At 36.0% G+C, this 20,107-nt stretch carries 11 protein-coding genes; 2 read left to right on the top strand and 9 right to left on the bottom strand.

Translation table 11 applies throughout. The features are described from left to right. Nucleotides 1-69 precede the first annotated feature (69 nt). The 9 genes from HM987_RS01620 to HM987_RS01580 form a co-directional block, all read right to left on the bottom strand. Nucleotides 70-1,749 carry an alpha-amylase family glycosyl hydrolase gene (locus HM987_RS01620; RefSeq protein ID WP_179004628.1) on the bottom strand — a complete coding sequence of 560 codons (1,680 nt, stop codon included), beginning with the start codon at nt 1,747-1,749 and terminating at the stop codon, nt 70-72. Nucleotides 1,750-1,774: 25 nt separating this feature from the next. Then, nucleotides 1,775-3,178: an alpha-amylase family glycosyl hydrolase gene (locus HM987_RS01615; protein ID WP_179004626.1), complete on the bottom strand. Its 1,404-nt coding sequence runs from the start codon at nt 3,176-3,178 to the stop codon at nt 1,775-1,777. Nucleotides 3,179-3,253: 75 nt separating this feature from the next. Next, nucleotides 3,254-5,152 carry an alpha-amylase family protein gene (locus HM987_RS01610; RefSeq protein WP_179004624.1) on the bottom strand — a complete coding sequence of 633 codons (1,899 nt, stop codon included), beginning with the start codon at nt 5,150-5,152 and terminating at the stop codon, nt 3,254-3,256. Nucleotides 5,153-5,157: 5 nt separating this feature from the next. After that, complete coding sequence (locus HM987_RS01605; RefSeq protein WP_179004621.1) at nt 5,158-7,545, bottom strand: glycoside hydrolase family 31 protein; 2,388 nt, start codon at nt 7,543-7,545, stop codon at nt 5,158-5,160. A gap of 46 nt (nt 7,546-7,591) precedes the next feature. Beyond that, nucleotides 7,592-9,514: a glycoside hydrolase family 13 protein gene (locus tag HM987_RS01600; protein WP_179004619.1), complete on the bottom strand. Its 1,923-nt coding sequence runs from the start codon at nt 9,512-9,514 to the stop codon at nt 7,592-7,594. 157 nt (nt 9,515-9,671) lie between these two features. Further along, nucleotides 9,672-11,978, bottom strand: a complete 2,307-nt coding sequence (locus tag HM987_RS01595) for a glycoside hydrolase family 65 protein (RefSeq protein ID WP_179004616.1) — start codon at nt 11,976-11,978, stop codon at nt 9,672-9,674. Between the two features lie 46 nt (nt 11,979-12,024). Further along, nucleotides 12,025-12,681: a beta-phosphoglucomutase gene (gene pgmB / locus HM987_RS01590; protein ID WP_179004613.1), complete on the bottom strand. Its 657-nt coding sequence runs from the start codon at nt 12,679-12,681 to the stop codon at nt 12,025-12,027. 9 nt (nt 12,682-12,690) lie between these two features. Then, nucleotides 12,691-14,061 (bottom strand): MFS transporter, encoded by a 1,371-nt coding sequence (locus HM987_RS01585; RefSeq protein WP_179004611.1) that lies wholly within the window; start codon nt 14,059-14,061, stop codon nt 12,691-12,693. A gap of 172 nt (nt 14,062-14,233) precedes the next feature. Then, nucleotides 14,234-15,280, bottom strand: coding sequence for a LacI family DNA-binding transcriptional regulator (locus HM987_RS01580; protein ID WP_179004609.1), 1,047 nt, complete (start codon nt 15,278-15,280; stop codon nt 14,234-14,236). Nucleotides 15,281-15,551: 271 nt separating this feature from the next. Between HM987_RS01580 and HM987_RS01575 the strand changes: the two genes are divergently transcribed. Together HM987_RS01575 and HM987_RS01570 are read left to right on the top strand one after the other, a co-directional pair. Then, nucleotides 15,552-18,452, top strand: a complete 2,901-nt coding sequence (locus HM987_RS01575) for a SusC/RagA family TonB-linked outer membrane protein (RefSeq protein ID WP_179004607.1) — start codon at nt 15,552-15,554, stop codon at nt 18,450-18,452. 5 nt (nt 18,453-18,457) lie between these two features. Then, the gene (locus HM987_RS01570) at nt 18,458-20,098 is read left to right on the top strand and encodes a RagB/SusD family nutrient uptake outer membrane protein (RefSeq protein WP_229724557.1); all 1,641 of its coding nucleotides are present in this window, start codon (nt 18,458-18,460) and stop codon (nt 20,096-20,098) included. The last annotated feature ends 9 nt before the right edge of the window (nt 20,099-20,107 follow it).

Here is a 20,107-nt window from a genome sequence, read left to right as displayed (position 1 = left end):
CAAGGGGACAATAGTCCTAGTCAACTGAGTGGATTGTCCCCTTGAGGGGACTTTAGGAGTGTTTATAATTTATTTCTTCTCTAATAAAACCACATCAAATGGTGATGTTATCGTGATTTTTCCATTTTCAACTTCTGATGATTGCCCAGAATAGGCGTCATGTAAGGTATCGCCATCTTCAAAAACTTTAGAAACATCAATCACTTTTTCTCCTTTCTCCAATTCTAATCCAACAACCACTAAATCTTTAAAGTCTCCTTTCTGATAACTTCTATAAAAATAATATGGTGATTTTGTAATCATTTGATGCGTTCCCGCTCCAATGGCAGGATGCTTCGCTCTAAATGTTCCTAATTTTTGCCAATGTGTTAAGACTTCTTTAGTTCTTGGACGTTTTGCAATAGAATCCCAATTCATCATTGAACGCAACTTAGCATCGCCTTCTGTATTTGGCACAGCGAGCGTTCTTGCGGACTCATCTCCATAGTAAATTTGAGATGTTCCGGGCGATAACAATAATTTATTTGCCGTTTCAAAAGGTTTTTTTCTTAGAGAATCGAAAGGGTTACCATCATCATGGGAACTTAAATAATTTAATGTTCCGAACCCTTTTAATTCATCATGTAAAATGGAATCATAATGTTTAAATAGGTTTTCATAATCTTTATCTTTTGAATTGTATTTGAATTCAAAATTTATCAAACTTTGAAAACTTGGTGGATCAAAATAGTTCACTTTTTTATCTCCAAAATCGAATTCCTGTCCTGTGCTTACGCCATAATTATAGACTTCACCAACGAGGTAAAAATTATTATCATCCAAAACTTTTTCAGGATTGTTCTTTTTATATTCCGAAAATGCATAATCCGCTTCTTTTTTGAATTCTTGCCAAACATATTCTTCAACATGTTTTACGGTATCGACCCTGTAACCATCGACTCCGAATTCGGTAATGTAATCTGTTAACCATTTCATGATATAAAAACGAGGTGCTCTTGGGTGACCGGTTCGCTCAAAAAATTCATCAAGTTCTTGAATTTCTTGCTCGTATCGTCCTTCCGCTTTCCATTTTTCTACCAATTGTGGAGGCAACTCGGTATTTGTATTGCTTTCAGTTCTTATATCTGGTAAGTTGGCTACCAGAGTACAGCTGATTGTATTTTCATAACTATCATATGTACATTGAGGATCTGTTCTTACCCATTCCTCTGGCCAAACCGGATCTTTTTCAGTTACTGGGCCAGTATGATTAATTACTGCATCTAAGACTATACGAATGCCTCTGTCATGTGCTTCTTTTACTAACTCGTGCAGATCTTCTTTAGTACCAAAATTTGGGTCAATTTTTGTCCAATCTTTTGCCCAATAGCCATGATATCCATAAGTGACTCCTGTACCTTCATCGGTTCCTCCATGGATTTGCTCAACGATTGGTGTCATCCAAATGGCGTTGATTCCTAAATCTGTAAAATAACCTTCTTTTACTTTTTGGGTTATCCCTTTAATGTCGCCTCCTTTAAAACCTCTTAATTTTGCGGTTTCTTTGGTTCTACCGAAATTAATATTGTTAGAAGTATCTCCGTTTTTGAATCTATCCGTTAATAAGAAATAGAGATTGGCACCTTCCCAAACGAATGGTGTTTCGATTGTTTCGGACTTTACTGAATCGACTTCTTTAGCTTCTTCTTTATTTGACTTACAACTTATCATGATTAGTGTTAACACTATTAATACAAGAGATTTTTTCATCTTATGATTGTCTTTTTTATTGAACTCATTTTATATAAACTTTATAGCTCCAAGGTGCTAATTCCAAAACGGTATTTGTGTTTAACATTACAGTTTCTTTAGCATTAAACTCCTTGTAAGTTCCATGATAAAGTTCCTCTTTAAATTCGACGGATTTAGAATTATTTGAAAAATTAAACACGGCAAATACCTTATCATTTTCGTTTTGGCGCACAAAACTTAACACGTCACTTTCGTTATTATTGGGTATCTTAACTATTGTCGCTCCCCATTTGGCGTGCCACAAAGCGGTATTCGATTTCATTAGCGCGAATAATTTTTTGTACAAATCTCCAATAACATGATCTTTCCATTGGATCGGGTCTTTTTCAAAAAACTCAAGTCGTTCGGAATTACCCGCTTCTTGCCCATTATAAATTAATGGCATTCCTTCTCCAACAACGGACAATACAATTGCTGCTTCCAAACCTTCGCCAAATTGTTCGTACATGGTGCCTTCCCATGCGTTTTTATCATGATTGCTTACAAAAGTCATGCGCATACTATTATCTGGAAATGCGCTCTCATTCCATGAATAATAAATATATAACGCATTTACATCTGCTTGACCTAGGCATATTTTATGAACCGCTTCGTTCCAGCTCCAAGCATAAGTCATATCAAAGGCTTTGGCGTGAAGGTCTCTAGATTCCCATTCGGCTAGCATAAAAACAGGTTTTATAGCATCTAATTCCTTCCGCACGTTATTCCAAAATTCCACTGGCACCATGCCTGCAACATCGCAGCGATAACCATCAATATTGGCTTCTTCGACCCAATACTTAAGCGCTTCAGTCATATATTGTCTAACTTCAGGTTTGCGGTAATCCAAATCGATAATATCGGACCAATCCCACCATGGTGTCGGACGAAAATCGCCTTTGTAATCCCTATCATACCAATCTGGATGCTCCTCGACCAAAACATTGTCCCACGCTGTGTGATTGGCCACCCAATCTAAAATCACATACATGTCTTGGTCATGGGCTGCATTTACAAAGTCTTTTAAATCTTGAAGTGTTCCAAATTCTGGATTGACACTGTAATAATCCTTTACAGAATACGGACTTCCTAAACTACCTTTTCTGTTTTTTTTGCCAATGGCATGGATTGGCATTAACCAAATAATATCTACACCTAATTCTTTGAGACGTGGTAGTTGTGTTTGTGCTGCTTTAAATGTCCCTTCTTCTGAAAACTGACGTGTATTTATTTGATAAATCGAAGCGTTTTTACTCCATTCTGGATGTGAAAGTTTCACATAAGTTTCTGGTTGAAAAGGGTCAGGTTTTGGTTCCATTGTTTCATTAGCGTTTGTAGATACGCCCTTATCATTTGTGCATGCAAGAATGCTTGACACAGCAAAAACTAAGATTATCAGGTTTTTCATAAGAGCTATTTAATGCTTTAATCATTTTAGACCTGCATGGTTTTAGAAACCAGCAAGGTCTTGAACAATTCAGCTTTATTCTTCAATATTTAGAATAAAAGATTCCAAAGGTTGAATATCAATTCTCACTCGCGCTTTTCCGTTTTCAACATTTAAGGTCGACGTATATTTATTATACAATTGATCTTTTACTGCGTATTCTCCATTTTGAAGTTCAAATTTCTGAACTAAATCTTCTGGTAATTGCAACTCAAAACCATAGGCATTATCTGCATTAAAATTTGAAATGATGATTAGTTTTTCATCATCGCTCCAACGCACAAACGACAAAACTTTATCATTATACCATTCTGTATTTTGATGATTGTAATGTTGAATATCTTGATAGTCGCCCATTAATGCCGAACTGTTAATTGTAAAATTCAACAGTCGTTTATAGAAATCACGAAGCTCGTCTTCTTCTTTAGTGGATTGGCCGCCATCAAACTTTTTATCGTTTACCCAACGCACATAACTTGGCACGGAACCATAATCGAAAATCGACGTTCTGGTCGGGTCGCCAAAGCCTAAATCTTCTGCGCCTGGCTCTCCAAATTCCTGACCAAAATAAATCATTGTTGGTGCAGTCGATGATGTCGCCGAAACGACCATTGCCGGTTTTCCTTTTTCTGCGCTTCCTGCAAATTCTGGACTGGCAATTCGCTGTTCATCATGATTTTCTAAAAAGTGTAGCATATGATGTTCAATATCGCTTAAATCATCTAAAATTGGCGGAATGTTATCTGTACTTCCATGACCTTGCATCACATGTTTTAAGGTATCATATAACTGAACTTTATCGTATAAATAATCCATTTTTCCCCTTCGGATGTAATCTCGGTATAAACTAGGATTATAAACCTCAGCCAATAAAAATGCATACGGATTTTTCATTTTTATATGGGAATTCATATAACTCCAAAACTCAACAGGTACCATTTCTGCCATATCATAGCGGAAGCCATCGACTCCTTTTGCTGTCCAATATAAAGCGATGTCCTTGAATTTTATCCATGAACTCGGCACGGTCTTACCCTTCCAAAACTCGAAATGACTTTTGTAATCTTCGTTCTCAAATCCGTTAGGCAATTCATCAAAATCTTTTCTCCCATCAGGACTTATGCCGTAATTTACTTTTACGGTTTCGTACCAATCATTGATGTCGGGTTGCGATGCTCTTGAACCATTACCTGTCCACTTTGCTGGTATTTCTTCAAACTTACTATCTGCCATTGGATGGTTTTCGCCACCTAAAGGTTGGTAACCGTTTTTCCATTCTGGCACTTTAAAGGCTTCGCCTGGATTGTAATAGAAGTTGTTGTTTACATCGTATGTTTTTGTTTTATCATCTTCGGCCCCAAAATCAGATGTGCCTTCGGGATTAGTGAGGCTTTGATAATTTCTGGCTACATGATTGGGAACGATATCTATTATGACTTTTAATCCTGCATTGTGAGAACGCTCAATTAAAGCTTCGAATTCTTCCAGTCTGTTTTCAACATTTACAGCTAAATCTGGATTTACGTTGTAATAATCCTTTACCGCATAAGGTGATCCAGCGCGACCTTTTACAATATCCGGATCGTCGTTTGAAATACCGAATTCAGTATAATCCGTTATGACATCATGATGCGGAACTCCAGTGTACCAAATGTGGGTTACGCCCAAGTCTTTAATTTCTTGTAAGGCTTTTTCTGTAAAATCATTAAATTTTCCGACGCCATTTTCTTCGAGTGTTCCCCACGGTTTATTGGTCGTGTTTGTATTTCCGAACAAGCGTGTAAAAACTTGATAGACCACTTCTTTTTTCTTCATATTTTCTTTTATTTCATTGTCACTTGGACCATCTTCGGTGACCGTTTTTTGAGTTTCGTTCTTACATCCTAAAAAACTTAATAGAACTAATAGTATAAAGCTATTTTTAATGGTTTTCATTTAAATCATCTTTTAAGTTTAACTGTAATCATTGCGCTTTCCCCAGATTTCTTTTCAATAGGAATTGTTGCAGTTTTTGAAGCTTCTGACCAATCGAATGCCGAGTGTTTTCCTACCGTAATTCGTTTTGGTTTCTTTTCCAAACCATGAATGGTTAGATAGAAGGTACGTGATTTTGGATTAAAATTCTTTCCTATGTCATCGGATACTTCAAATTCTAAAACATTGCCTCTCGAATTCATTTCGAAATTCAAAATTTCAAAATTTTCGTCCGCCAGCGCATTTGCTGATTTACCATCATCCGAATAAATTTGTCGGCTACTTGATAGTACAGATGCATCGTGATAGTAATCTATTTTACAAACGGTATCTTCATAATCCTCCGTAGTTTGAAATACTTTTGTATTTGGAATAAAAGCTCCAGCTCTTATGTATGTTGGTATTGAATTTTCTTTTAATTCTACTGTTTTGGTTTGTCCTCCGTTTATCTTTTCATCTGTATAAAAATCGAACCAAATATTATCCTTTGGGAAGTAAACTTCTTGTTCTTTGATTTCCGATTCTAAAACTGGTGATACCAAAATATCATTGCCCCACAAATAGGTCTTGGAATAGTCAAATAAGTCTTCATTATTTGGCTCTTCAAAAAACAAAGGTCGCATTAATGGTTTTCCTAATTGGCTGTTTTCATACACTAAATTGTAATTATAGGGTAATAGCTTGTAACGTAATTCAATCGCTTCTTTAGCCAATGCTTTTGCTTTTTCACTTCTAAAAATGGGTTCGCTTGGTACATCTTCTTGTGCATGTGGTCTAAAAATTGGATTGAATACACCATATTGTAACCAGCGCACATAGAGTTCGTCATCTAAATTATCGCCTGCGAAACCACCTAAATCGCTATGCATATAGGCCAAACCTTGCATTCCCATTTGTAGCGCAATTTCGGGTTGGGACTGTAAGCCTCCCCAAGTTCTGTTGACGTCTCCTGACCAAGGCACCATGCCATAACGTTGCGAACCAGAATAACCTGCGCGCATTAGAATGAATGGTCTTGTGTTTGGGAAATCGCGCTCGTAACCTTCATATATTAATCTTGCCCAATCGTGACCGTAAATATTATGGACTTCGTTGGCACTTCCTGTTTTATGTTGCACCCATTCTGGATGTACTTCCGGTTCGCCTAAATCGCCCCAAATTCCCGCGACACCTTTATTGGCTAAACCTTTGTAGATGTTCCAAAACCATTTTTCGCCATCAGGATTGTAAATATCTATGAGTCCGGTATTGCCAAAATAAAAATCATATTTCGCAGGATTACCAATGGAATCTTTTGCTAAAACATCTTCTTCTACGGCTTCATCCCATTTTTTAGAATTGGTTAGAATAAAAGGCTCTGTAATAGTAATGGTTTTGACTCCTTTTTCATTGAGGCGTTTTACCATGCCTTCAAAATCTGGAAATGAATCTCGAAAGACTTCTAAATTTCCCATCGTACCTTTTAATTCTTTGCCGAACCAATATAAATCGAGAATAATCGCATCGACAGGAATTTTGTCGTCTTTAAATTTTTCAATGGTCATTTCAACTTCTTCCTGCGAATGATAACCAAAACGGCTCGAAAAATTACCCAAAGCCCAACGCGGAAGCATAGGTTGCTTTCCTGTTAAATCTGTGTAATTATCAATCATATCCATCCAAGAGTCTCCAACGATTACTTGATAGGTTTTTCTACCAGAAATCGTTTCATATGTCAACGTGTTATCTTCTTTGCTGTCCAAGTCTAAAAAACCAATAGGTGCATTGTCAAAATGTAGCATATATTGTTTTGATGATACTACGATTGGCATGGTGTAATTCATCAATTCACTTTGGGTTTCATAACCATAATGTGCACGATTGTAGAGTTGCAGACGATTTCCTCGACGATTCATGCTCAATGCTCTTGCGCCTCCGCCATATAGTGTTTCATCTTTAGTAAGGTTGAATTGTATGGTTTCTAGACTGTCATTTTTAGCGTAACCTTCTTTTTCTGAAATTATAAGGTCCTCCTTATAATGGTATGAAATTTGAAATGGGCTTTTTGCAATAGTAACATTCAAACCTTTTGTTTTTAAGATGACCTCATCGCCATTGTCTGTCATTTCAAAATAAGAGCCATAAGGTTTCGCAACTACGGCATGGGATTGTGATTTTAAATACTCGCCTTTAGGCACAAAAGTGGTTTCAATAATGTTTGAAGAATACGGTTTTATGATATAGTAGCCATCATTGACTTCGATTTTTAAATCAAGTCCTTGTTTAACGGCACTTTTAAAAACCCGATCAGAATTCTGTGCCGTTAATGAAACTAACGAAAGTATAAATACTATTAATAGAGCTATTTGTTTCATGTTTAACTTTTAGACCTGCTAGGTTTTGGAAACCTGCCAAGTCTTATTAAAATTTAGTGGTCAATATTACGCTGCCCTTAGTGTCTAATTTTAAACTCTTATTCCATATAACATCCTCTTCAGAAATAATATTTTTCAAAGTTTTTCCATTGAGTCCTAATTCTTCAAATCGTGATAAATCCAACTCTTGCGGATTATCGTTTTTATTAATGATGTTTACAACCGTTTCATTATCTGTGATTCGTGCTAACATATATATTCCATTTTGAGGGGCAAAATGTATAGTTTTTCCATTCTGGATGGCATCACTTGATTTTCTATAATTCAAAACTTTCTTCAAATAGATTTTCATGTCTTTCTTGTCATCCGAAAGACCTTTTCCTGTAAATGCATTAACCGAATCATCTTTCCAGCCACCTGGGAAATCGGTTCTAATTAGTCCATGGTCTCCTGGATTATCAAAGTCATCCATTAAGATTTCGGTGCCGTAATAAATCTGTGGAATTCTTGGCATCATCAACAAATAACCCAGTGCCATTTTGGTATTGACAATATCTCCTTTGAGTTCTGTGTAAACACGGCTTTTATCGTGATTGTCTAAAAATGCCAGTATATCTTTTGGCGAGGTATAGGCAAAATCATTGGCTAAACCTTCGTATATTTTTACGAGTCCTTTGTCCCAAGATTCTTCATCGTTAAGCGCGTCAACAATGTTTTTTTGCATGGCGAAATCCATACTCGATTTTAAGTTGGAATCATAACCATCTTTATTTTTATGTCCTTCTTGCCAATAGCCAATTAACAATGGATTGTAACTCCACTCTTCTCCTACAATCGAAAAGTTGGGATATTCAGTCATTATCGCTCCTGCCCAATTGCTCATAAATTCTTTGTCTGGATAGGGATAAGTATCTTGTCTGATACCTCCTAAACCTAACGTTTCAATCCACCAAATACTATTTTGAATGATGTAGTTTGCCATAAATGGATTACGTTGGTTGAGATCTGGCATACCTGGAACGAACCAACCATCTGCCATTTCTTGGTAGTCCTTATGGGAAGCGTAAGGGTCTTGATTGGTTGTTCGCCTGTGATTGGACATTTTTGTGGTTTCCCGATTCCAATTATCTATATGTTTTAGATAATGATCTTGATAATTTACCCAATCCTTAAACGGCAAATCTTTCATCCACCAATGTTCTAAACCACAATGATTTGCTACTTGGTCCATGATGAGTTTCATATCTCGTACTCTTAGTTCATCTGCCAATTTTCGATACTCATTTAAAGTTCCAAATCGTGGATCTACTTTATAAAAATCCGTCATTGCATATCCATGATAAGAACCTGAAGGCATATCGTTAATTAACACAGGACATGGCCAAACTGCGGTGAATCCTAAATCTGCTATGTAATCCAAATGTTCGGTAATACCCTGTATATCTCCTCCATGCCTGGCATAACCATCTGTTCTGTCAATACCTTGTTGCAGTAATCCATCTACTTCATCGTTTTTAGGATTGGCATTCGCAAAACGGTCTGGTGTAATTAAATAAATGGCATCTGAACTATCAAACCCAACATAATCCTCAGCTGGTATTTTTCTTGATTTTAACTCGTAGCTTTGAATTAACTCAGAGTCATCTTCAAGCTGAAATCTAATATTGAATTTTCCTGCTTTTGCAGTCTCTGAAATTTTTAAATCTATAAACAGATAATTAGGACTATCTGCTCCATGAAATTTTTCTATGCTAACGCCTGAATAGTTGATGTTTGGTTTAGCGGTACCTATATTTGGATGTTTCACCAATAATTGTAGTTTCTGATTTTTGAAACCCGTCCACCAGTTTGGTGGTTCTATTTTTTGAATATCGTTTTTTATTTCAGTAACGGTTTCTTGTGAAGTGACTACATTGCACATCACATTAAATAACAAGACAACTATTATGATATGTTTTAGTGCTTTCATGATTTTTTATATTTATTAAGATAATATTCTACAAGATAGATCTGAAATTAATGCGTCACTAAGTACAGGATATAATCTGATTCATTTTCAAGTTAATTAATTATTTTCATCATTATAGACCTGTTAAGTTCTGCGAATTCAATAGAACTTTGATCACTTAAACTGTTAAAAATTTATTAGGATTTATAGTTGTTTCTTTACCATTAACAAAAATCTCCAAATCTTTATCGCCTTCCAATTCAAACCGTGTTTCATCTTGGCTAACACTCACTTTTATAATCTGGTGTCTAAAGTTCACTTTAAATGAATAGCCTTCCCATTGCTGAGGGATTTTTGGTTCAAAAGACAAGGTGTCATTTTTTACACGCATTCCTCCAAAGCCTTCAACAATGCTCATCCATGTTCCTGCCATGGAGGTAATGTGTAACCCTTCATGAACCTCATGATTATAATCGTCTAAATCCAATCTTGATGTTCTCAAATAAAAGGTATAAGCTTGATCCATTCGGTCTAACTTCGCTGCTTGAATACTATGTACACAAGGTGACAATGAGCTTTCATGAACTGTAAATGGTTCGTAAAATTCAAAATGACGTTCTAATTCCTCAGTTGAAAAATGATCTTCAAAAAAGTAAAATCCTTGAAGGATATCAGCTTGTTTTATGTAAGGCGAACGTAAAATTCTGTCCCAAGACCATTTTTGATTTATTGGTCGCTGCGCTTTATCTAAATCCGCAACTGTAATCAATTCTTTATCTAAAAAGCCATCTTGTTGTAAATAAACATCATGTTCTTCGGAATGCGGAAAATACATATGATCCGCTACTTTTTTCCAAAGGTCTAATTCTTCATGTGTAATTTTTGTTTTACCAGAGATCCTTTTATACTCCTCATTATAACCTTCCTTTACTTTCTCAATCGTTTCCAGAGTATAATCAATGCACCATTTAGCGATGTAGTTGGTGTACCAGTTATTGTTAACATTGTTTTCATACTCGTTTGGTCCTGTGACGCCAAGGATAACATATTTATTTTTTTGAGTGGAAAAATTCGCTCTTTGATGCCAAAAACGGGAAATAGCGATCAGAACCTCAAGGCCCATTTCTGGAATATAGCTAAAATCGCCTGTATATCTGAAATAGTTATAAATGGCGAAGGCTATGGCGCCATTCCTATGGATTTCCTCAAAAGTGATTTCCCATTCGTTATGGCATTCTTCACCATTCATGGTTACCATTGGATATAATGCTGCGCCATTTGAAAACCCTAATTTTTCGGCATTTTCAATAGCTTTTTCCAAATGGTTATAGCGATAGGTTAGAAGATTTCTCGCCACTTCTTGATCTTTAGTTGCCATATAAAAAGGAATACAATAGGCTTCCGTATCCCAATAGGTACTTCCTCCATATTTTTCTCCGGTAAATCCTTTTGGTCCAATATTTAAGGTCGCATCTGTTCCTAAATATGTTTGATTAAGTTGAAAAATATTAAAACGGATCCCTTGTTGTGCTTTTACATCGCCTTCAATGGTAATGTCTGCCATGTCCCAAATTTGAGCCCAAGCTTGCTTTTGGTCTTCGAGTAATTTTGAAAAACCTGCTGTTGTAGCTTTGCCCAATGTCGATTTTGCTGCAGCAACCAATTCATTTTTATTATGATCACGATCTACCGTGTAGCCACCGAATTTATGAATGGAATAAGTTTCATTTTGTTTCACCTTATATGTATAACTGAAAGATGCCAAATTTGAATCTGCAGAGAAATTTGGCTCCGTTACTACAGATTTATCATCAATAAACACTTTTGATTCCATGAATGTACAGGTGTAAAAATCTGTTTTCATGGTTTTAGCCTGAATAAACGCTTGATTATTCTCGTGGCTCACATTTAGAGTGTCCCAAAACTTATCATCCCAATTCGTATCTTCATTGGTTATACCAGAATCTAAGTATGGTTCAAATATGATTTCTGCATCTGAATTAATAGGTGAAATATTAAAATCAATAGCGCCAACTTCATCCAAATTTAAACTAAGAAATCTAGTGGTTTTCACTTCGACTTCTATGCCATTCTGAAGTGTTGCTACGAAACTACGCGATAGCCAACCTTCTTGCATGTTTAATTCCCTTCTAAAGTTTTTCACTTCGTTACATGCAAATAAATCGAGTTGCTCATTATTAATGATGACATTGATACCAATCCAATTTGGTGCATTCAGCACTTTCGCAAAGTATTCGGGGTAACCGTTTTTCCACCAACCAACTCTGGTTTTATCTGGATAGTAAACACCTGCAATATAACTACCTTGAAAAGTGGGTCCGGAATAGTGTTCTTCAAAATTGGCACGTTGTCCCATAGCTCCATTACCTAAGCTAAATATACTTTCTGATGCCTTAACCTGATCTGGGTTGAATCCTTCTTCTATGATAGACCAGTTGTTTGGGATGATATAATCTAGGTTCATTATAATTTTATTTAAAAGCCTCTATCTGAGACGTTTTACGTTTTGATTAATTTTCTATTAAAGATGCAATAAAATCATCTGAGATTTCAGTAAAGTCATTGAAAACATAGTTCGCATGTCCTAAAATGGCCTTGCTTCCGATGCCTATTGAAATCATATTCGCTGTATTTGCCGCAGTGACTCCCGCGACAGAATCTTCGAACACAATACAATCTTCTGGTTTAATGTTGATTTGCTTCGCGGCTATCAGAAATACTTCAGGGTCTGGTTTTGCCTTGCTGACATCATTGCCATCCACGATAGCATCAAAACTTGACTTTAAATTTACGCGTTCTAAAATTGTTCTGGCATTTTTACTTGCCGAACCCAAAGAAATCGGTTGTTGTTTTACCTTTAAAAGGTTTAAAACTCTTGGCACATCTGGAAGTATTTCATTTTCATCCATTTCTGAGATATAACTTAAATACTCTTCATTCTTTTTGCCCATGAGATCATTGAACAATTCCTGAGAAATGGTTTTATTCCCCCAAGCTAATATTTTTTCCAGAGAACGTACGCGGCTGACACCCTTTAGCTGTTCGTTTTCTTCTTCTGTAAACTCAATATCTAAACTTTTAGCGAGTTCTTTCCACGCTAAGAAATGATATTTTGCGGTATCTACGATGACACCGTCTAGATCGAATATGAATCCTTTTTTGTTCATTTTAAAATTTTATTCTGTAGGTTGATACGAGATTGCTGATTTATCGGTGATTAAAAAATTACTTAAGCCAGCGATTATTAAACTTACACCTGCAATGGTCATGGCATTAATGGCTTCATCTCCTATAAGACCTGAAATGAAGTTGATACCTCCAAGCGCAGCAATTATTTGAGGTATGACAATAAACATATTGAATATACCCATAAACATTCCCATTTTTTTAGGGTCAACTGAGCTAGACAACATGGCATAAGGCATTGATAGGATACTTCCCCAAGCAATACCAATTAATATGAAACAATATTTGAGTTGCTCTGGAGAGACGACCATCATCAACAGAAATCCGGCTCCTCCTGTAAATAAGGATAACATGTGAACGTATTTTCTATTTATGTTTCGTTTTGAAGTATAAAACACAAACAACAATGCAAATGCCATTGATGATAATCCGTAAACTCCCATGGCTGAACCTACCGAATTCGATGCTTTCTGAAAGGCAGTATTTTTGACATCAAAAGCCTCTTTGTCCAAAACATTCGTCATGTCATAATCCATTTCAATTGGTGCTGGCATCTGATACACATGTTCAGTCAAAGCAGGATTTGCCATACTCCACATGGTAAAAAAGGCGAACCAACTAAAAAATTGAATAACGCCCAGCTTCTTCATCGTAGAGGGCATGTTCCCAATGTTGTTTAGAATATCTGAAACAAACCTGTTTTTTTGTGCTTTTTCCTTTTCGAATTCTTCCATATCCTCAGGTGGATATTCTGTGGTTGTAAAAACCGTGTAAAGAATACTGATTAAGAACACAAATGCTCCGATAGCGAATGCTATTTTCACTGAATTTGGCACAACACCTAAATCTGCAGAATCACTAACTCCCATTTCTGAAACTAACCAAGGTAAGTTACTTGCTACCCAAGTTCCGATTCCTATAATCAATGTTTGCATCACGAAACCGTAGGTTCTTTGCGACTCGTCCAGTTTATCTGCAACCAACGCCCTAAATGGCTCCATGGACACATTTATAGATGCATCGAGAATCCAAAGAAATCCCGCTGCTATCCATAAGGTTGGCGAATAAGGCACAAAAAATAAGGCGATAGAACTCAAAATAGCTCCAATAAGAAAATAAGGACGTCGTCGTCCAAAACGCGGATGCCATGTTCTGTCACTCATGTAACCTATTATAGGTTGAACAAGTAAACCTGTTAAAGGCGCTGCAATCCACAATAGTGGAATATCGTGCTTATCTGCACCAAGCGTTTGAAAAATTCGTGACATAAAGCCACCTTGTAATGCAAAACCGAATTGGATTCCCAAAAACCCGAAACTCATGTTCCAAATTTCCCAGAATCCGAGAATACGCTTTTTCATGAAATAGTATGTTAATATTAATACTATTCTGACAAGCTTAGCTTATCAAAACTTATGTGAGAAGTGAAAATATAAGTTTTGATTTTAAGAAGTGATTTAAACTTTTTTGAAAATTTAAATCACTTCTATGCCGTAAAGATACAAAAGATTTTAAAACGACAATGATAAATTTCTATTTGGTGGATTCTCGTTCTATTAATTCTGTATTAATCACAACGGTCTGAAACTGTTCTTCTTCAGTATCATATTCCTTTTCAATTTTATCAATTAAGAGATCAGCAGCTCGCTCTCCCATCAACTGCGCATGTTGACTTACTGTTGTTAAACTAGGTGTTGAATGTTTAGAAAGTACACCATCAGTAAAGCCAATAACCTGAATATCATTAGGCACATGTAATCCTAATTTTCGAGCGACTTTCATGGCAGACAATGCGTATAATTCATTTACAGCAAACACACCGTCAATGTTTTTATGCGCTTTAAAAAGCTGTTCTATTTCACTTTCTAAGGCTTTTAAATGAACTTCATAATCAAGCGTATCGTCCATTTTTAGAATTAATTCGGCTTGAGGAGTTATCTTGTTTGTCTGCAGCGCTTCTAAATAGCCTTGTGTCCTGAGTTTTCCAACACTTACATAATCTTTAGTGGTAATTAATGCAATAGTTTTGCATTGATTAGAAATTAATTTTTCTACCGCATTTTTGGCACCATTAAAATCATCCACAATCACTTTATCGCATTTAATTTCAGAAACTACACGATCAAACATTACAATTGGCATGCCTTGATTCATCGTTTCGTTATAGTGATGGTAATCCTGCTGTTGTAAAGTTTCTTTAGACATGGAGAGAATAAAACCATCAATACTTCCATTGGCCAACATTTCCATATTTATGACTTCTTTAGAAAAAGACTCATTGGACAAACCAATAAGAACATTATAGCCTCTATTATTCGCTACTAGCTCTACACCTCTGATCACTTTAGAAAAGAAATGGTGGACTATTTCAGGAATAATGATGCCGATTGTATTTGTTTTTCTGTTCTTTAAACTGAGAGCGATATTATTAGGCCTATAATTATAAAGCTTAGCAAATGCTTGAACTTTTTGAATGGTATCAGCACTAATTTCTTTGCTGTTTTTTAAGGCTTTTGATACCGTAGAAATAGACACATCTAATTCTCTAGCTATTTGTTTTAAGGTTATTTTTCGCTTCATTTTTTTTAACTTAAAATCGGACGAAGATAAGTTAAAATTTAGTTTCGCTATTTCCGACTTGATAATTTTTCTATATATTTATTGAAAAAAGCTCAGTTTTTCATTATTTCACTACCAATCTTCATAAAATCGAAAAAGTTTTTAACACGAAAACGTTTTCGTGACTTTCGTCATGTAATTTAACATTCGAATCACATTAAATTTACATAGATTTATCCCGAGAAGTGAAAATATAAATCAATAAACTAAGTAATTAACTTAAAAACATTGTATGAAAACAGTTTTAAATGCTTTACTATTCTGTCTCATTATGCTACCAGCAACCTTGATGGCCCAGTCTACTGCCACAGGTACTGTTACAGATAAAGCAAATGCGATGCCTTTACCAGGTGTAAACGTTATTATTAAAGGTACTTCCAGAGGCGCCTCAACAGATTTTGATGGTAATTATTCCATAGAAATTAGTGAAGGTGAAATTCTTGTATTTTCTTATGTTGGCTATACCACGAAAGAGATTGAATTTACTGGGCAATCAACTATTGATGTTGCTATTGAAGAGGATGCTGCTCAATTGGATGAGGTGGTATTGATTGGTTATGGATCAACTACCAAACAAGATGCAACGGGTGCCGTTGAAAAAGTAGGTGATGAAGAATTTAACCGTGGTGCTATTGTAGCGCCTCAACAACTTATTTCAGGTAAAGCCGCTGGTGTGCGTGTTACATCAAATGGTGGTGCTGCAGGTGAGGGTGGTGAAATTAGAATTCGTGGTGGCGCTTCTTTATCTGCCACAAACGACCCTCTTATTGTTATTGATGGCTTGCCTATTGATCAAAGGGGAGGTGCTCAAGGAAGTGCAAATGCTTTGAATGCCATTAATCCAGCTGATATTGAGGACTTCGTAGTTCTTAAAGATGCCTCTGCAACGGCCATATATGGCTCAAGAGCCTCAAACGGTGTTATCTTAATTACAACTAAAAAAGGTTCTGTAAACCAGCCACTAAAAATTGAGTATGGTTTACAAGTGTCAACAAGGCGTGTTGCAAATACGGTTGATGTCTTAAGTGGCGAAGAATATAGAGATTTAGCCTCTAATCCAAATTTTGATTCTTCCACACTTGGAAACGCTAGTACTAACTGGCAGGATGAAATTTATTCCACTGGTGTTGGTGCAATCCATAACGTAACTGTATCTAAAGGTTTTGAAAATTCAAATTACCGCATCAATTTTAATCATGCTTCGCAAGAGGGTGCACTTGAGGATTTATATGAAAGAAATGGTTTGAATGTATCTTATGTACAAAGACTTTTGGACAATGATTTAAAACTAACTTTCGTTGGTAAAGCTATTCAAGATGAATATTCATATAAAAGAGATGCTGGTGCTATTGGTGCGGCAATCTCATTTGATCCCACACAACCTGTTAGGGATGAGAATGGTGATTACACACAATATGGTACAAGTGCGAATTTAGCACCCGTGAATCCATTATTTTTACTAGAGAATTATGAAGATCGGCAAACGATTAAACGTGTTATATCTAACTTTAATATCGATTATAAGTTTTGGTTTTTAAAAGATTTAACGTTTAACTTAAACGCTGGTATAGATTACGCAGAAAATGATGGTTTCAAATTCATTGCAGCTAATCCAAACAATGCTGGAGGATTCCCTACTGATGAAGTCTCTAATGGTTTAAATAGAAACACGTCTTTAGATTTCTACTTAAATTATAAGAAAGATATCGAATCGATTAATACAAAAATCGATCTAACTGCAGGACATGCCTTTCAGGAGTTTTATATCGAAGGCTTTTTTGATAGAACTACAAATACAAACATCACGCAAACCGATATTAACCGAAATGCTTTAGAGTCTTATTTTGCAAGAGCGAGTTTTGATATTGCCGATAAATATTTAATTTCTGCAAGTTTCAGAAGAGACGGCTCTTCTCGTTTCAGTGAAGATAATCGTGTAGGTTATTTCCCGGGAGTTTCTGTGGGTTGGAAATTGATGAATGAGAGTTTTTTAGAGGATTCTTTCTTTTCTAATTTAAAACTTAGAGCTGGTTGGGGAGTTACAGGCCAACAGGAAATAGGTTCTAATTACGGATACTTAGGAATTTATACGCCTTCTAGAAATAACGCTGCGAACATACAAATCGGTTCTACATCAACCGGTGAACCAATTTTTATCTCAACATTACGTCCTCAAGGGTTTGATGAGAATTTGAAATGGGAAGAAACCACACAATATAACGTGGCTTTAGATTTTGGCTTTTTCAACAATAGGCTTAATGGTACTATTGATGGTTATTATAGAGAGACCGAAGATTTATTATCTCGGGTTCCAGTACCTGCAGGAGCTAACCTAACAGATATACTTTTAACCAACGTAGGTGCTGTTACAAGTAGAGGTTTAGAGGTAAGTTTAAACGGTGTTATTTATCAAAAAGAAAATTTTGGATGGGATACTAATTTTAATATTACCCTTCAACAACAAGAAATTACATCTCTTAGTTTAAATGATGACCCTGATTATTTTATACCTACTGGCGGCATTAGTGGTGGTGTCGGAAATCAAATACAAATTTTCAAACCTGGTTATGACCCATCGACTTTCTTCGTTTTCCGCCAAGTTTATGATAGTGAAGGAAACCCTATCGAAGGTTCTTACGTAGATGTCAATGGAGATAATCAAATTACAGAAGCGGATAGACAACCTTATAAAAAAGCAACACCAGACGCATTTATTGGTTTCACAAATAATTTTAATTATAAAAAATTCGATTTGAATTTTACTTTTAGAGGTAGTTTTGGTAACTATGTTTACAATAATAGTGCTTCTGATCGTGGAAACATTAATGCAGTTGTAAATCAACCAGGTTATCAGGCTAATGCCCATGCCAACTATTTGGATACAGGCTTTACCAACCAAAATTTATTTTCGGATTATTATATCCAACGTGCCGATTTTGTAAGATTGGATAATGTCTCACTTGGTTATACTATTCCGTTTGAAAAAATCACCTTGAGAGCATCACTGACGGCATCGAATCTATTTGTAATCACAAAATACGATGGCTTAGATCCAGAAATTTCGAATGGAATTGAAAACAACTTTTATCCTAGAACAAGAGATGTTGTTTTAGGCTTAAACTTTACGTTCTAAAAAATATGAAAACTAAATATATAAATAACAAAGCTATGATGTTAAGAACAATTAAAGGTATTCTTGTTGTCTTTACCCTTGCACTATTTGTGCAATCGTGTGAAGAACGACTAGACTTACAACCCGAAGACAGTCGTCTCACTGGCGAAGCAGCTTTTGAAGACCCAGACTCCTATCAGCAATTTTTAGCAAAGATTTATGCTGGAATTTCATTGAGTGGACAAGAAGGTCCTGCAGGATCAGCAGATTTACAGGGTCTAGATGAAGGATTTTCCAATTACTTAAGATTGTATTGGAAAATGCAAGAACTAACCACGGATGAAGCACTTATTGCTTGGAATGATGGTACCATACAAGACTTACATGCACAAGTTTGGACGTCTGGTAATGAATTTATCAGAACCATGTATAGCCGTTTGATGTATCAAGTGGCTTTAACCAATGAGTTTTTACGTCAAACTACCGACACCAAACTGGACGGAAGAGGCGTTACTGGTGATTTAAGAGCAGAAATCCAAACGTATAGAGCAGAAGTACGTTTTATGAGAGCCTTGACGTATTGGCATGCTTTAGACCTGTATGAGAATCCGCCGTTTATAACTGAAAATGATCCTGTTGGAGCATTCTTACCGCCTCAGATTCAAAGAGCAGATTTATTTAATTATGTAGAATCCGAACTATTGGAGATTTTAGATGATTTAGCAGAGCCAAATGCCGACCCTGTAGAATACTATGGCAGAGCAGATAGAGCTGCAGCTTGGATGCTATTGGCTAAATTATATCTTAATGCTGAAGTATATACTGGCACACCACGTTATACCGATGTTATTACTTACACAACTAATATTATAGGAGCAGGTTACTCAATTCCAAATATACCTTATTATTATTCCTTCTTAGCAGATAATAATACTAATGGTGCTCAAGATGAAGTAATATTTACAATACCTTACGATGGTCTGAGAACGCAAGTTTTTGGTGGAATGACCTTTATAACCCATGCACCTGTAGGTGGCGCAATGGACCCCACAAATTTTGGAATTAACGGCGGATGGGCTGGAGTAAGAACAACACCTACATTTGTAGAGCAGTTTCCAGGTGAGGAAAATTCTGCAGATGGACGTGCCTTATTTTTTACAGAAGGTCAAACTAAAAATATCAGTTCGGTTTCAACATTTACTGATGGCTATGCTGTATCTAAATACAGAAATGTTGATGTGAGTGGAAATCCAGGATCAGATACATCAGGTGATCATACTGATATTGATTTTCCGATGTTTAGACTTGCCGATGTTTATTTAATGTATGCCGAAGCTGTTTTACAAGATGGCGGTGGTGATATGAATACTGCTGTCGGTTATATCAATGAACTTAGAGAACGTGCTTATGGAGATAATAGTGGTGATATAAGTGCCGCCGATATGGATTTAGATTTTATCCTTAGTGAACGTTCTAGAGAATTGTATTGGGAATGCCATAGAAGAACAGATTTAATACGATTCAATCAATTTTCAAGTAACGGAATTTGGCAATGGAAAGGTGGTGTGCAACAAGGAACCACCACTGAATCATTTAGAGATGTAATGCCCATACCTTCTACGGATTTAGGGATTAACACCAATTTAGAACAAAACACAGGATATTAAAAGACTATA

Origin of the sequence: Winogradskyella forsetii (genome assembly GCF_013394595.1) — a bacterium.
Classification (GTDB): Bacteria; Bacteroidota; Bacteroidia; order Flavobacteriales; family Flavobacteriaceae; genus Winogradskyella; species Winogradskyella forsetii.
This window is presented reverse-complemented; position numbering and strand designations above follow the sequence as displayed.